This window comes from Vibrio pomeroyi (assembly GCF_024347595.1).
Lineage (GTDB): Bacteria > Pseudomonadota > Gammaproteobacteria > Enterobacterales > Vibrionaceae > Vibrio > Vibrio pomeroyi.
Genome location: NZ_AP025507.1, coordinates 1,314,662 through 1,327,695, shown reverse-complemented (window position 1 = coordinate 1,327,695; position 13,034 = coordinate 1,314,662). Strand labels below are relative to the sequence as shown.

General features: G+C 43.3%; 24 protein-coding genes. 20 read left to right on the top strand and 4 right to left on the bottom strand.

Annotated elements, in window-relative coordinates; all coding sequences use genetic code 11:
* Nucleotides 1–390: 390 nt before the first annotated feature.
* The gene (locus OCV12_RS21995) at nucleotides 391–663 is read right to left on the bottom strand and encodes a helix-turn-helix domain-containing protein (RefSeq protein WP_017112013.1); all 273 of its coding nucleotides are present in this window, start codon (nucleotides 661–663) and stop codon (nucleotides 391–393) included.
* Nucleotides 664–888: 225 nt separating this feature from the next.
* Between OCV12_RS21995 and OCV12_RS21990 the strand changes: the two genes are divergently transcribed.
* On the top strand, nucleotides 889–1,074 hold the full coding sequence (locus OCV12_RS21990; RefSeq protein ID WP_261886147.1) for a hypothetical protein: 186 nt from the start codon (nucleotides 889–891) through the stop codon (nucleotides 1,072–1,074).
* Between the two features lie 6 nt (nucleotides 1,075–1,080).
* Nucleotides 1,081–1,890, top strand: coding sequence for a winged helix-turn-helix domain-containing protein (locus OCV12_RS21985; RefSeq protein ID WP_102535744.1), 810 nt, complete (start codon nucleotides 1,081–1,083; stop codon nucleotides 1,888–1,890).
* A 464-nt stretch (nucleotides 1,891–2,354) separates the two neighbouring features.
* On the opposite strand, the gene OCV12_RS21980 is transcribed toward OCV12_RS21985, so the two are convergent.
* Nucleotides 2,355–2,576 carry a hypothetical protein gene (locus tag OCV12_RS21980; protein ID WP_261886146.1) on the bottom strand — a complete coding sequence of 74 codons (222 nt, stop codon included), beginning with the start codon at nucleotides 2,574–2,576 and terminating at the stop codon, nucleotides 2,355–2,357.
* A 134-nt stretch (nucleotides 2,577–2,710) separates the two neighbouring features.
* Here OCV12_RS21980 and OCV12_RS21975 point away from each other — a divergent pair, with 134 nt between their 5' ends.
* The 17 genes from OCV12_RS21975 to OCV12_RS21895 all read left to right on the top strand — a co-directional run bounded on the left by OCV12_RS21975 (nucleotide 2,711) and on the right by OCV12_RS21895 (nucleotide 9,732).
* Nucleotides 2,711–2,950 carry a hypothetical protein gene (locus tag OCV12_RS21975; RefSeq protein WP_102353486.1) on the top strand — a complete coding sequence of 80 codons (240 nt, stop codon included), beginning with the start codon at nucleotides 2,711–2,713 and terminating at the stop codon, nucleotides 2,948–2,950.
* Nucleotides 2,943–3,254, top strand: a complete 312-nt coding sequence (locus OCV12_RS21970; protein ID WP_102353485.1) for a hypothetical protein — start codon at nucleotides 2,943–2,945, stop codon at nucleotides 3,252–3,254. The genes OCV12_RS21975 and OCV12_RS21970 overlap by 8 nt, the downstream gene beginning before the upstream one ends.
* A gap of 2 nt (nucleotides 3,255–3,256) precedes the next feature.
* Complete coding sequence (locus OCV12_RS21965) at nucleotides 3,257–3,496, top strand: hypothetical protein (RefSeq protein WP_261886145.1); 240 nt, start codon at nucleotides 3,257–3,259, stop codon at nucleotides 3,494–3,496.
* Entirely contained in the window at nucleotides 3,478–3,933 is a 456-nt protein-coding gene (locus OCV12_RS21960; RefSeq protein WP_261886144.1) for a hypothetical protein, read from the top strand. Before OCV12_RS21965 ends, OCV12_RS21960 begins: the two co-directional genes overlap by 19 nt.
* The gene (locus OCV12_RS21955) at nucleotides 3,923–4,591 is read left to right on the top strand and encodes a type IV secretory system conjugative DNA transfer family protein (protein WP_261886143.1); all 669 of its coding nucleotides are present in this window, start codon (nucleotides 3,923–3,925) and stop codon (nucleotides 4,589–4,591) included. The genes OCV12_RS21960 and OCV12_RS21955 overlap by 11 nt, the downstream gene beginning before the upstream one ends.
* Before the next feature lie 271 nt (nucleotides 4,592–4,862).
* The gene (locus OCV12_RS21950; protein WP_261886142.1) at nucleotides 4,863–5,654 is read left to right on the top strand and encodes a major capsid protein P2; all 792 of its coding nucleotides are present in this window, start codon (nucleotides 4,863–4,865) and stop codon (nucleotides 5,652–5,654) included.
* A 9-nt stretch (nucleotides 5,655–5,663) separates the two neighbouring features.
* A complete protein-coding gene (locus OCV12_RS21945) occupies nucleotides 5,664–5,933 on the top strand; it encodes a hypothetical protein (RefSeq protein ID WP_261886141.1) in 270 nt (89 codons plus the stop codon).
* Nucleotides 5,934–5,941: 8 nt separating this feature from the next.
* Nucleotides 5,942–6,154, top strand: a complete 213-nt coding sequence (locus OCV12_RS21940; RefSeq protein WP_017112114.1) for a hypothetical protein — start codon at nucleotides 5,942–5,944, stop codon at nucleotides 6,152–6,154.
* 10 nt (nucleotides 6,155–6,164) lie between these two features.
* Nucleotides 6,165–6,515: a hypothetical protein gene (locus OCV12_RS21935; protein WP_102353479.1), complete on the top strand. Its 351-nt coding sequence runs from the start codon at nucleotides 6,165–6,167 to the stop codon at nucleotides 6,513–6,515.
* Entirely contained in the window at nucleotides 6,505–6,966 is a 462-nt protein-coding gene (locus OCV12_RS21930) for a hypothetical protein (protein ID WP_261886140.1), read from the top strand. The genes OCV12_RS21935 and OCV12_RS21930 overlap by 11 nt, the downstream gene beginning before the upstream one ends.
* An 8-nt stretch (nucleotides 6,967–6,974) precedes the next feature.
* Entirely contained in the window at nucleotides 6,975–7,517 is a 543-nt protein-coding gene (locus tag OCV12_RS21925; RefSeq protein WP_261886139.1) for a hypothetical protein, read from the top strand.
* The gene (locus OCV12_RS21920) at nucleotides 7,517–8,197 is read left to right on the top strand and encodes a hypothetical protein (RefSeq protein ID WP_261886138.1); all 681 of its coding nucleotides are present in this window, start codon (nucleotides 7,517–7,519) and stop codon (nucleotides 8,195–8,197) included. The genes OCV12_RS21925 and OCV12_RS21920 overlap by 1 nt, the downstream gene beginning before the upstream one ends.
* Nucleotide 8,198: 1 nt before the next feature.
* Nucleotides 8,199–8,372, top strand: coding sequence for a hypothetical protein (locus OCV12_RS21915; RefSeq protein ID WP_261886137.1), 174 nt, complete (start codon nucleotides 8,199–8,201; stop codon nucleotides 8,370–8,372).
* Nucleotides 8,338–8,898 (top strand): structural protein P5, encoded by a 561-nt coding sequence (locus OCV12_RS21910; protein ID WP_261886136.1) that lies wholly within the window; start codon nucleotides 8,338–8,340, stop codon nucleotides 8,896–8,898. Before OCV12_RS21915 ends, OCV12_RS21910 begins: the two co-directional genes overlap by 35 nt.
* Nucleotides 8,876–9,250 (top strand): hypothetical protein, encoded by a 375-nt coding sequence (locus tag OCV12_RS21905; protein ID WP_017112107.1) that lies wholly within the window; start codon nucleotides 8,876–8,878, stop codon nucleotides 9,248–9,250. Before OCV12_RS21910 ends, OCV12_RS21905 begins: the two co-directional genes overlap by 23 nt.
* A gap of 4 nt (nucleotides 9,251–9,254) precedes the next feature.
* Nucleotides 9,255–9,500, top strand: a complete 246-nt coding sequence (locus OCV12_RS21900; protein ID WP_017112106.1) for a hypothetical protein — start codon at nucleotides 9,255–9,257, stop codon at nucleotides 9,498–9,500.
* 91 nt (nucleotides 9,501–9,591) lie between these two features.
* Complete coding sequence (locus OCV12_RS21895; protein WP_017112105.1) at nucleotides 9,592–9,732, top strand: hypothetical protein; 141 nt, start codon at nucleotides 9,592–9,594, stop codon at nucleotides 9,730–9,732.
* Here the strand turns inward: OCV12_RS21895 and OCV12_RS21890 are convergent.
* Together OCV12_RS21890 and OCV12_RS21885 are read right to left on the bottom strand one after the other, a co-directional pair.
* Nucleotides 9,722–10,132, bottom strand: coding sequence for a DUF3653 domain-containing protein (locus OCV12_RS21890; RefSeq protein ID WP_017632832.1), 411 nt, complete (start codon nucleotides 10,130–10,132; stop codon nucleotides 9,722–9,724). The genes OCV12_RS21895 and OCV12_RS21890 overlap by 11 nt on opposite strands.
* Nucleotides 10,133–10,676: 544 nt before the next feature.
* A complete protein-coding gene (locus tag OCV12_RS21885) occupies nucleotides 10,677–10,943 on the bottom strand; it encodes a glycyl-tRNA synthetase subunit alpha (protein ID WP_261886135.1) in 267 nt (88 codons plus the stop codon).
* A gap of 448 nt (nucleotides 10,944–11,391) precedes the next feature.
* Between OCV12_RS21885 and OCV12_RS21880 the strand changes: the two genes are divergently transcribed.
* Nucleotides 11,392–12,660 (top strand): GGDEF domain-containing protein, encoded by a 1,269-nt coding sequence (locus OCV12_RS21880; protein WP_261886134.1) that lies wholly within the window; start codon nucleotides 11,392–11,394, stop codon nucleotides 12,658–12,660.
* The last annotated feature ends 374 nt before the right edge of the window (nucleotides 12,661–13,034 follow it).

Below are 13,034 nucleotides of genomic sequence, written 5' to 3'. Positions count from 1 at the left end.
TCTATCTAATACATTTGTAACCCACAATACAATCGGGGAACATGGTAATACCAAAATATTGTTGTCCAAGAATGCTAAGCATTCGCAGAGCAACAATATTTATGGATATTAGCTATTTTATGGTAAATAAGCATACTGTTAAATACCATATCTATATGAACCTAACATAAACAGCATAATGTTAACTTATGAAGCTACTCGTAGCCTCATCACTAAAAATGGGAAGTGAATGACATAGTAGGTAAGTGACTGATTTAACCATAGGCATGAACCTAAGTATTAACCCAACATATTTAACATAACGTACATAATACGCAGTGGGATAGGCAAAAAATAAAGGCATCTTTCTTAACTAAATCAATTAGATACCCTTACTTTTTGCCTATCTGATTATGCAGTCTTTTTATCTTCGGTTAATCGCTCTAATGCTTCAATAGCACGCCCGTTTTTTGATCGTTCAGCAATAATAGCTAACAAAACAAAATCTACATCTAACCCCAATGTTTCTGCTATTTCACACGCTATATCATCGCTCATTGTGCCGCCGTGACGCCATCTTTGAACCGAAGGCTGACTTAATCCTAAGTATTTGGCGACCTGTCTATCGCTATCTAATTGTTTTTCAACACGTAATCGGTTGAGCAGTTCTAGTGTAGTTATCATGTTTTCACCTCTTAACTAAGGATAGATTACGTCACTGGTGATAAACAACTGACTATCATTCAAATTCAAAATGATCTTTAATCTACTTCGTCAAGTCGGGAGACTTTGCGAACATCCTTTAAGCCCCCTAATTGATTCGAAGCTTTTACGGGGGCTGTCTGAAAAGAAAAGTGATGTTCCAAGGCTTTAAGTATTGACCAGACTTATTAAAAAAGGATTAGAACCATGTCAAATCAACGTAAAACCCCTACCGATATAATTAATGACCGAATGGCAGTGTTAGAAAAACACCGTGACGATTACCAATCGAACCCATCTTTAAGCCAGCACGGAAAAGAAGCATCAGCTAATTACTACCGTGGTGCTCTAAATGAGCTTTACCGCCTTACAAAAGTGCTAGAGGCTCAATAACCTTTCATGGAACTCACGCCGTACCAGCAAGAACTCACCAAGTACAACAAAGCAGCAGCTAAGAAAGCCGCTGACGGTGGTTCACCTTACTTACACAAAGGTAAAGCTGATGTCTTTAGATACTTCTCTAAGAACGGCGCACTAACTCAAGCCTCTATTATAAACCGTCTACGCAAGTATCACGGTATCGATACATTCCAAAAGCAAAACCGCCGTAATAACTTCACTGAGGTTTGTAAGTGGATCGTTGCTAACGTCTGCCTAGAAACACGTACTTTCTCAAGTAACGGTACTCAAGGTCAAATCGCAAAATCTATCGGCATCAATCAAGCTACAGTGTCACGTATTATTTCACTAATGATTAAGATGGGTGTTATACGCCCTGCTTTCACAGACAGCGAAAACCCAAATGTACAGAACGCTGGTGTGGTTGGTGATAAAGACGGAATCCCACTTAATAACGTTTATGTCGTTCAAGATGATTTCTGTTTACTAGCTGGTCCTACGGCTGGAACAAAGCTTATCACAGCCTTTCAAACCGCTGATGAGAAAGCAGAAGCAAAAACAGGATGGACACTTAAAGAGCGTTTAATCACAGTGCGCAATACACTGTGGGAAGGCACAATCGAAAGACGCATCAAGCAAATCACAGAGGGCTGCTTTAAAAAGGTTGTGGCAAAGGCTACAGACCGTTCTAGAGCCGTTCAAATCATCATGAAACGCATGATAGACCGTGGTGAAGACCGCGAACTTACCGACAGCCAATTTGACCGCATAGTCAATTACAGGCTCAAATCTTGTGGCTTTTCTGCATAATCTACACCCCGTAGAGAATAACGCGATCCCCCTACTTTATATCTAGCTCCAAACTCCATTTATTCACGCTGTAAACCTATCCACAGGGCGCATTTGTCCACATTTCTACATCTGTATTCAGGAAACTACTCACACCCCACAGGCTAACGCAGTGAGTTATTATTATGTAGTGCATAAGAGGTTTTAGGGTTTAAGGCATACCACGAGATTTTAATGGCATAACCTTTCTTAACAGTTAATAAATATATAGAAGAACTATAATTACCCCGAGAAACTCGGGGATAAGTTAATGAAGCGGCCTCTCTTAGTCGCAAGCGACTTGCGGCCTTGTGTGCCTGTGGACGAAACACAACAAAGGAATGGTGATTCTACGGGTGGGGATTAGTTGGACGTGATTCTAAGAGCCTATCGCTACGCGATGATTCTAGCAGGAAGAAAAGGCAAGATTTAAGGCCTCGAGAGAATTACAGGTACAAGCTTTCAAACCATCTAGCGAGTGTTTCAACATCACTAGAATTATTCACAATCAATTTGAAATTCGGTGCAGTCAGTTCTTTGGTCTCTACATCAAAATCAAAAGCGGTGTATTCATTGGAATATTCAATAGACCTTTGGTTTATCTGTATCGTTATCGTCATATCAACAAGTACAAGCCTTACTTGTTTTAGCTGGAGTTCATTACTCATATGGCATTGCCTCTAATTATTTCAAATCGGATTTAAATCTATCCGATATATTCAATTTGTTGTATCATTTTTCACCGATGATTCGTAAAAACCCTAAGACTTGTTTCTATAACGTCAGTTAAGGATAACAAGCCATGAGCCTATTATTAGAAAAGTACCAACAGCTAGAAACCGCATTAGGTGAGTATCTAGAAAACCTCAACGCTAAACCCCCTCTAGGGTTTGGAACGTTTTTAAAACCTCTCAACCAATCTTTTCAATTGTGCCGCATCCAAGGCCGCTTGATTAAAGACCAAGCAAAGAAACTCGATGAGCTCGAAAAGCAGCTGTCTACCCTAGCCCCTCAAGCTACGGAGGCTGCAACCGATGAGTGATACACGCGAACCGATCGGCTTTAGAGCTTGTAAAAAGTGCCTATCTTTAAAATCCATCTTCCAAGGCCAAGGAAAGCGCGCGCGTTTTCTCTATGCCAAATGTAATTGCGGTTTAGACCAGCGCACTGGTGAACCCGTTCAAGCCTCTTTCGCTAACCACAAATCGAAAGAAGAAGCACAAGCCGAGCTTGAAACATTCAAGCTACCGAAACCAACCGAACCACCAAAGGAAAAAAGCAGCAAAGCCCCATGGGTGATTGCTGGCGTTCTTGGTGTGTTTGGCCTGTTAAGTCTTAGGGGGTAGCTGTGACGTTTTTTATGATCGGCTTTTTTGGCTTGTGGTTTCTGTTCAATATTTATTATGGCGTTCGTCAGTACCAGAAACTTATCAAATGGAAAAAGCAGCTTAATAACTTCAGTACCACGTTAAACGCTGAATATGCCTTTCTTGAAGCGTGTGAACGTGATTTAAGCCACCGTGAGAAAGTTTGGAATGATTTGAAAGTCAAAATTGAAAAGGATTCGAAATGGAAGTTGAAGAACTAGAAGTACCAACCTACAGCGAAGATGAAGCCGCATTTATCGCATCACTTGAGAGTGACAGCGCAACGTTTACCGATGATGCAACCGAAACGGCCAGCGATGCGCTCGATATGCAAGGCGCAACAGCAACCGCTTTGATGCTGCTAAACACAGTCGAAGCTATTACAAAACAAATGGCTCACCCTGCTTTCTCTTTGGGCGATGCTGAGAAACAAGCCACAGCCGAAGCAGTCGCGCCGGCACTGGCTAAAAATGGTGGTCAGCTTCCTGAATGGCTAGAACCTTACAAAGAAGAAATGATCGCCTTGTTTGCGGTTGGCTCTTTGGCGTTTGGTGGCTACATGCAGGTTAAGCAGCTGCGAGAGCTTGAAGCCCTAAAAGCGAAACAAGAACCGGAGCAGAACCCAGAACTAGCAGAGGACAAACCTATTGCAGCCTAAGAACCCAAACAACGACTTAAAAAATGGTCACGTTTGGATTGCTGGCATGAGTGGTAGCGGTAAAACCTACCACACCCAGAACACGCTTATTAAGCCAAGTGACAGAGTAATTATATTTGATCCATTAGGAGATTATACGGGCATAAAAATAGGGAGTACGGTGGTCAGAACATACCGTTCTTTTGAAACTTTCGTTCAAGCGGTGTTCGCAGCTCGAAAAACAAAGCAAAGTTTTAAAATTGCGTGGCACCCAAATAAAAGGCGGAAAGAAAAATGGAAAGACCTAGACGAATTTTGCCGCTTAATATGGGCAATTGGTGACGGGAGTTACTCACATCCAATTAAGGTTATATGTGAAGAACTAGCATCAAATAGCATGAATACCCAAAAGACCTCCCCTTATCATGAGGAGCTATTAGGGATGGGACGTAAATTTAATATTCATACCATTAATTGCTTCCAGCGTGGGCAATCTGTATCTAAAACAATGATAGATAACTGTCACACCTGCGTGATTATGATGCAGAAAACCACCAAGTCAGCGCGGTATCTGGAAGATTTAACCGGCATACCGTGGAAGACAATTGACGATATCGAAGAGTATCAACACATACTGCAAGTCGGTAAAAAGTGGACAGCAAGCAAAAAGCCCCGTTAATCGGGGCTCTTTTTTGAAACCTTTCAAATTTATTCCAAACACATTGCAAATAAGTGTTTGTAAACCATTCCAAATAACCCCGTTTAATTGCCGTGTCCTTGCTCACTTGAGCTTTTATTAACACGGAGTTACACCATGAAAAAATATCTGATTACTGCTGGCATTGCGCTAGTAACAATGGCCGTTGCTAACCGCATCCAGCCAGTTAAAAACGTAGTCAATCCGTAAGCGATTTTCTTATTTAAATTTCATTAGATAGGAGAATTTTCTAATGGCACGACGTTTAAAAAAACTACCGTCTATTTCTAATGTAGCCGCAGGTTCTACCGCTACGCTAGAGCTACCGCGTGGTCTTTCTTATCACCAGATCATTTTGAAATACACGAACGTGACCCTTGCGCAGTTGAAAAACATTCGCATGGAAGTGAACGGCAAAGTATTCCAAACGCACAAAGACGGTGTGGAGCTAGACACTATCAATGGTCACTTTAACCGTGGTAAAGCAGAAAACGGTTTTATCGTTCTTCACTTCGCACGTCCAGAGCTAGACGACCTACTTCAACAACGTACTTTTGCGCTAGGTACTGCCGATATTTCAACGCTGGCACTTCGCATTGATATCGATGCAGCCGCAACGAACCCAGTACTAGAAGCGCATGCACTACAAGGCCAAGACGCGCCGATGGGTTACATCACTAAGTTGAAGTCTTACCCAGTGAGCTACGCGACTTCGGGCGTTCATGAACTGGATAAATTGCCGACTCCGGCTTCAGCTCGTATCGCTGCTATTCACTTAATGACAGACAAGGTGAGTCACGCAGAGCTAGAAGTTGACGGCAATATCGCTTTCCAAGCGGAGAAGCTACTCGAAGCGAAGATCCAAAAAGACGCTGGCCGCGTCCCAACTACTGGCAAATTCACGCTTGATTTCATCAAAGAGAACGACACGGCACAGGCTCAAGTTCTTGCAGGTGTTCAAGATTTCCGCATCCGTATGGATCTCACGGAAGCAACGGCTTTTAACGTGTTGGTCGAGTACCTAGACGTTCAGCAAGGGCTGTAAGGGGGCTACATGGATTTAGGTGGCTTGATGAGCAGCGGCGGCGATATGTTCGATAAGGGCATGAATTACTGGCTTCAATATGAAGCAATTCAGCAAGGCGCAGACTTTGCCGGTACTTCTCAAAACCTTGTCAACAATACGCCCGAAGTTGTCGCACCAGAGCCTAACCCTACCCCAGCACCAGTACCAGCGGCTACAAATGTCGCTGGCGTACCGGTGACTTACCTTGTGTTAGGTGGTGTGGTTTTGGTTGGCGCAGTTTTGATCGCTAAAAGTTAGGGGGCTGCATGTTTGGAGCTATGACAAGTTTGACCGGTGGCGGTGGTTTACAAGGCGGAAGCGCCGGACCATCTACCGCAACCAGTACAAGCAACACCACAAATAACAGTGGTTTTAGTGCGGCCTCTTATAACTTCGGTTCGAATAACGGGATACCGAGTTGGGCATTGATTGCCGGCGCGGTCGCTGTGGGGCTGTATGTGTATAAGTCGAAGAAATAACTTTTACTCGATGCCATGGGAATTAGCACGCCCTCACCTACTTGATGCGCTAGACGGTTACGACCCTAGCGCAGAAGTAGAAGCCGGTCGTGCTTTTGCTTTCCATCTAGACGGGGCTTACATGCTAGTGAGAACAGAAGATAAAGAATTGGTTGTGATCGCGTTTAATGGGGTTCACAAGCTCAAGAACGCAAGCCAAATCATTATCGAGTTAGCCAAGCAAATCAAAGCCCATTCAATTCGAGTTCATACAAAAAGGCGTGGTGAACAACGCTTTTTAAATTCAAATGGATGTGATTTCCAACTCGCGGAAAAGCGCGGTGAAGAATTCATATTAAGGATGGTGATTAATGGGCGGTAGTTCCAAGAGTTCCAACAGTACCACCAACAACACGACCACCAATAACGAAAGTAACAGCGCGGCGTTCAATGGTGATATGTCGGGGCATGTAATGTCGGGTATTAAAGATTCGACCATCAACATGACTGACGGGGGCGCAGTCAACAAAGCGTTAGAGGCGATGTTTGAAAACAGCAAAGAAGCCTTTTCGTTTGGTGAAGAAGCTCTAAACGTGAATGAAGCGGTTACCAAAGCGGCGATTAATAGCAGCACGAACGTATTTGAAGACGCTTTAAATTTTGGCCGTGAAGCGATGCAATCAGCCGAAAGTGCAACAGATTCCGCTTTAGGTGTGGCTAAGAACTTATCGCTTGATAGTGACGCAGCTACAGCGCGAGACGCTAACAAGAACATGATGTACACCACCGTTGCAATTGCGGTAGCTGTCGCAATCATTGCCTTTAAAAAGTAGGTGTAACCATGGCGATTAACAAAGTAATAGCAAGACCGACCATTTACACATTCACAGGCCAAGGGCGAATCTTTCAGCTTTTAAGCGGTGCACAAGTACACCTTCGTTTTCGTGGTATCGATGACACTTGGAGCGAAGAAGTTGATCTAACCGTTGGCGATTCACTCAAGTTCGACCGTGACTATTTCAACATTGAAATTAGCAGCGAATTTGAAACGGCTATTGAGTTCTATTCTGGCTTTGCCGATATGCGCCGAGCTAGAACCGATTTAACACCGGTTGGAGCAACACAAATCAAGTCGAGAATGGTTCAAGTCTTCAAAGGCGAAAAGATGCTGATTGAGGCTAACCGCAACCGCCGAAGCTTAACAATAAAGCCTTTAAGCGGTGAGATTTACATCGGCGCGTTAAGCACTTCGATGAATGACAAAATGCCGGTTGAAGTTGGCGTTCCTTTACAGCTCGATGTGCAGGGGGCGGTTTACGCCCAAATCAGTCCGAACTTCGAACGTACCACTGTAGACGTTCGAATCATTGAGGAAATTAACTAATGACAGTGACGTATCAAGTTTTAAATGTGGCTAACGGTGGCGGTAGTGAAAATCTACTGATTAACCCTCGCGGCAAGATTAACCAAGCCAACGAAAGTGACGGTGTACTGAGTGCCGGTCAATATTTTTGTGATGGTTGGAAAGCTGGCGCAGCCGGTGCCGAAGTGTACCGTGATGCAGACGGGTTCCGGCTGATTAGTGGCTCTATTCTGCAATTAGTACCAAACAACCTAGACGCAGGCCGACCGATTAAAGGGAATCTAGATGTAATTTCCGGCACCCCAGTCGTTCGCATTAATGGCGGTACAGGTAGCGAGTCATCAAACGCTCAAACCTATATCACGTTTGAAGTGGTGGGCAATAACTCGAAGTTCACGCGCTTAATTTTGGCCGAGTCAGAAGATTTACCAATCTATCAGCAATCAAGCGATGAGTTAATGCCCTGTAAGCAATTTTTGTGGGTTTATGGTGGGAGACTTCACCGATATATAGGCGTGGTGGCGCAATGCTTTTGGGATGAAATTGTATGTGATTTTCACAAAGTCCCCGCTATTACCTATAGCGCAAAGTCACCAGATACCGCAACGGTGGTAACGTGGGCAAAAGGCTTTCATATAAACACAAACGCAAACACCGCCGCAGTTTGGTTGGACAATATAACTTTGGACGCGAGGCCATAACATGAAATACGCAAACCAAGGTAAAAACGCAGTTATCTGTAATCACCCAACCAACGGCCAAGAATGGACAGTCCCTCGCGGTCACCGTTTTTGGAGTGAATTTGGGATTGACCAAGCCGAGCAGCGCGGAGAAATAGCCGATGCAGACCCGCAACCAGATCTTACTGTTAGCTAGTGCAGCCGCAGCCGGCGCACTGCTTTACCTTTACCGGAAGCAATCAAGCGATGATGCAGACCATTATTCGCTTGATAACTTCCCTTTTCCAAACAGCAACAACGGGACGTTTGATATGGGAAAAATACTAGACCAGGCACATAGGCCGCGTGGTATCCGAAACAACAACCCAGGGAACATTGAAGACAACGGCACACCGTGGAAAGGTCGCACCGGAAACGATGGGCGTTTTATCACATTCGATAAACCTGAAAACGGCATTCGTGCGATAGCTCGAATTCTTAACACCTACTCCAACTCTCACGGTATCAACACACTTGAAACCATTATTTCAAGATGGGCACCACCAGTAGAGAACGACACCGAGTCTTATATCAAGCATGCAGAAAAAGAACTGAACGTCTCGCGTCATGTTCCTGTAGGTGAACAACACAAGGCCGCATTAATCAAAGTGATCATTGCACACGAAAACGGCCAACAACCCTACAGCGACAAGGTGATTTATGACGGTATCGCCACAGCTTGAAAAACGTCTAATTGACTTGGGTTTTGTCGTGGTTGGTGGCTTAACTGTTTGGTATCTAACACAAAAGATAGGTACACACCTGCAGAAGACAGCCAGCAAAGCGACACAACCCGTCGGTGAGCTACTCAGTGACCTAACCGCCGGCTTAAACGGTTGGGAAGCAGTGGAGCTTTCCCCCTTAATGATTCGTGACAGCTATCTGAATGATGATTACACCCTCACCCCAGAAGCAAGCGCGACACTTTGGAAAATTGACCAGTATTACCCGTTAATGCTGAAAATCTTCGGGTATCAAGGCGGCACAATGAACGCCAAATATCACCCACTAATCAATGTACCTATACAGGGCTAGAACAATGAAAATACAACCATCAACAATAAAAGGTTTAACACTCTTACTTTCGACCGTTGCCGCGTTCTTTGGATATGGAAACCTATTCAGCGCAGAAATTACCGACCAAGGTTTAGAACTTGGTGGCGTGATTGGTGCAGCTGTGCCGGTGGCCGTTGGCGTTTATGAAGTCGTACGCGATGAAGTCAAAGGCGCGCACAAATTACTAGAAAGGGATGGTGATGAGCGAATTACTACAATATCTAAATAGTATTGGCCTTTCTCCTACGACAATTGCAGTTATCGCGCTGTTATGGAAGCTAGATAAACGCTTAACTATCCTAGAGATTAAGACAGGTTAAATGATACCTACAAACTTTGATGTATCGGTGAACACACCAGAACCCGTGACAGTGAAAATAGACGTAACAGAGCGAACCATTATCCTCGTGTCTGTTGTCGCTGTCATAGCTGGCGCAGTAGTCATTAAACTTAAGAAATAGCAGGGCGTGCGCCCTGCTTTTTAAGTTTAAATCGTCTCTTTTTTTTTCGTCTGAACTGAATCACATTCGAAGTCAGATCAAGACTCATCTTGATATCTAACTCCATCAAATCAAACGCGGTAAGCTCTCGCCCTCCGGGAGTGTAAAGAACATCCCCCCGAATCTTAAAACCTCGCCACGGCTTAGACGTGGGTAAATATCCCCTATGCATAACCAGAAGTAACCGAACCACAGACAACGGCCAATTACCCTTGCTGATCCAGTTTTTCACCGTCTGAGGTGTTACACCGAAGTATTCCGCCGCTTCATCGTGGCCATCGAAGTGCCATAGCAACAAATCATTAACTTGGTTGATGTATAGGCCGTTATTGAATAGCTCATCTTTTATCTTATTTTTCATGTGATCTTTGTCTCATTCTTATAAATGGGACGAAAATCATATTTTTGTACGGCTTTAGTGACAATCTACATAAGAGCTTCATATATACAAATATCTATAATTGTGAGTGGCTTATAAGTTGTCTATCAAATGCATAGTGTTAATTTAAACATTAGTGTAACTAATTGAACATAAAAACAAATAATACGCAGTGACGGACATTAAAATCTGAGCACATTCAGCACCTTAGTCTTTATGGATTTTGCACACAACGCCGGATTAAGTCCTTCATGTTATGGGTTTTATGGATTTTGGCTGTCTGTTTAAACGCGTTGACGTGGCCAACGTCTACATCGTTCTAAACAACAACTTTAATAACGAGAACTTTTGGTCTTCTGATCAAACTTACCACTATTTCTATTTACACCAATGATTCGAGGTACTGTGAGTCAACCTTGTGTGTATCGCTCTGTTCGTTTCGCTTCAGATTTCACACACACGAGCGTGTTTTTAATCAACTCCACACGCTGAACTCTGTTGTGAGTTACCTGCCAATTCAGACTCGTTAGGAATTTCGTACGCTTACAAAGTTTTCTAGAAAGCTCTCATCATCCCTCAAGTACAATAAATATTGAGCTGTATTTTCGAAAACTTCTTGGATTACACCTTCAATACCATATTCATGAAAATACCTCGATTTATCCAAATAAATTGCGCTATCAGAAAAATCGATACCTCCAGCAGCAGCGGCTAATCCTGCCAGTTTAAATACCTCATCAAAAATTATTGGAGTACCAAGCTTATGCGACAATCGATTTCTAATGTTATTCACACCGCGTAGACATTCCATGCCGTTCTGAGCAATAGTCCTCTGCTTCCATTCTTGTAAAAACGTGACACTGCAACGAAAATGTACTCGAGAATTATAAGTATTATGACTGAACGTCCATTACATCGGGGCAAATTTGACTCCATAACCGTTCTCTTAATTCTGTACGCCACAAAACATGCCCTTTTAATTTAACTGTATATTTATACAGTCAAACTGTTCTCCCCGTAAAAACCGTACTTATTGATTAAATATCAAGCAAAAACAACAATGTACGAGGGTACTTTGATCTCATTATGAGTTTAATAAATCTGTTTCCTGTATAAAAGTCGGCTGTTTCTTCGTTTTTGGATGCTACGATTCCACAACACCGCTATTCAAAAGTAATCTTTGGTTGCGCCAGAATAAGGCATCGCGCATAATCACACAGTCATGCGTACGGATTAATATTATGAGCGATAAAGCTTTCAGACAACTCAACATATTCCTTTCTGTTTTTTGCCTGGCAGTCACCCTGCTGTCGTTGATATCTTTTCGTACGATCATGGATAAGAACTACATTATCACACCAGACAGATACCCGACCCTCGTTAACACTGACAGAGACCATGATGGCGGCACGATAGGTTCACTACACAACTCAAAAGATGGAATTGAGTTACAGTGTAACTTTAAGCGGACTTATAGCGCTCCATTCTGTGAGATTGAATTCGTAATATCGACAGAAGGCAAAGGGCTCGATCTCTCTACCTATGATTCAGTCACTATCAACATGGATTACCAAGGCCAAGAGAACCCAAGATTTCGCTTCTACATTCGTAACTACGATGAGAACTACAGCGTTCAAGGCGACGCAATGTCTAACAAGTTCAATCGCTTAGATTTCTCGTTACCCGATATAGGCAACATCGACTTAGATTACTTCAATGTTCCGCTTTGGTGGATTGACTATTACAACCACCCTATTACGAATAGCGCGGTGGATATTACCAATGCCGTTTCTGTTGAGCTTGGACTTGGCGCTAGCACGCTTGACGGCCACCATAAACTCGCGGTGAAAAGTATTTTATTCCATGGCAAGACGATGGACCGTGTTGTGCTAGGAAAGATGTTGATTGGATTATGGGTGATGTACGCGCTCTACTACATATCTTGTGCTTTATACATCGCCAAGCGAGCGAAAAACGTTGCGGCAGAACAAAGGCATTTGTTAACCCAAGAGATCGAAGAGTTAAAGGTAAAGGCAACAACCGACCCTTTAACAGGTTGCAGAAACCGAACAGAAGCGTTGGATACCTTCTATGATTTTGAACGTCTTGCGCAACAAGGTAAGTCGATTCATATCGCTCTATTCGACCTAGACCATTTCAAGCAAGTAAACGACCAATACGGCCATGAAGTGGGTGATCAGGTTCTGATTCAGTTTGTCGCTACAGCAGCCGATAGCCTAGGTGAACACTATTTGCTATATCGTTGGGGTGGTGAGGAGTTTCTACTGGTCTGCATCGATCAAAATACGCTACAGTGTAACGAAAGTATCACTAATCTCTATGATGCGCTTGAGCAAAGCGATTGGCCATTTAAACTTGCGATCACTGCATCTGCTGGATTTACACAACTGACGCAGAATGAATCAATTCGTTCTGCTATTAAACGGGCAGATCAGGCGCTCTACCAAGCCAAGGACAACGGACGAAACCAAGTCGTTACGTCTTATTAGGTTCTCTAGAACATCTAAAGCTATACAACACTCAATTAATGCTCTGTCGCTACCTGCATCGTATAGTAACCAATAGATTCTCAACAGCTGATTAAACGAAGTCATAAATTAGCTTTGCTGACTCGACATAGCTACTCTAATCGACTCACACCTTTATACTCCCTCTTCTTACCTGAATAACGCGACAGTACGACTCTCAGGGGGATTGTATCCTCCCAGATTACAGCCCTATTAAGAGCTTCTTTACGCTCTATGTTCCTAAATATCTATTCTTAAATTCGCATATTTGACCAACTAAGATTGGGTAAAGCCGAGTTAAATCGATCCCGCTATCGGTATTTAGCAGTTCGGTTACTACTTATTTAACTCTGTTC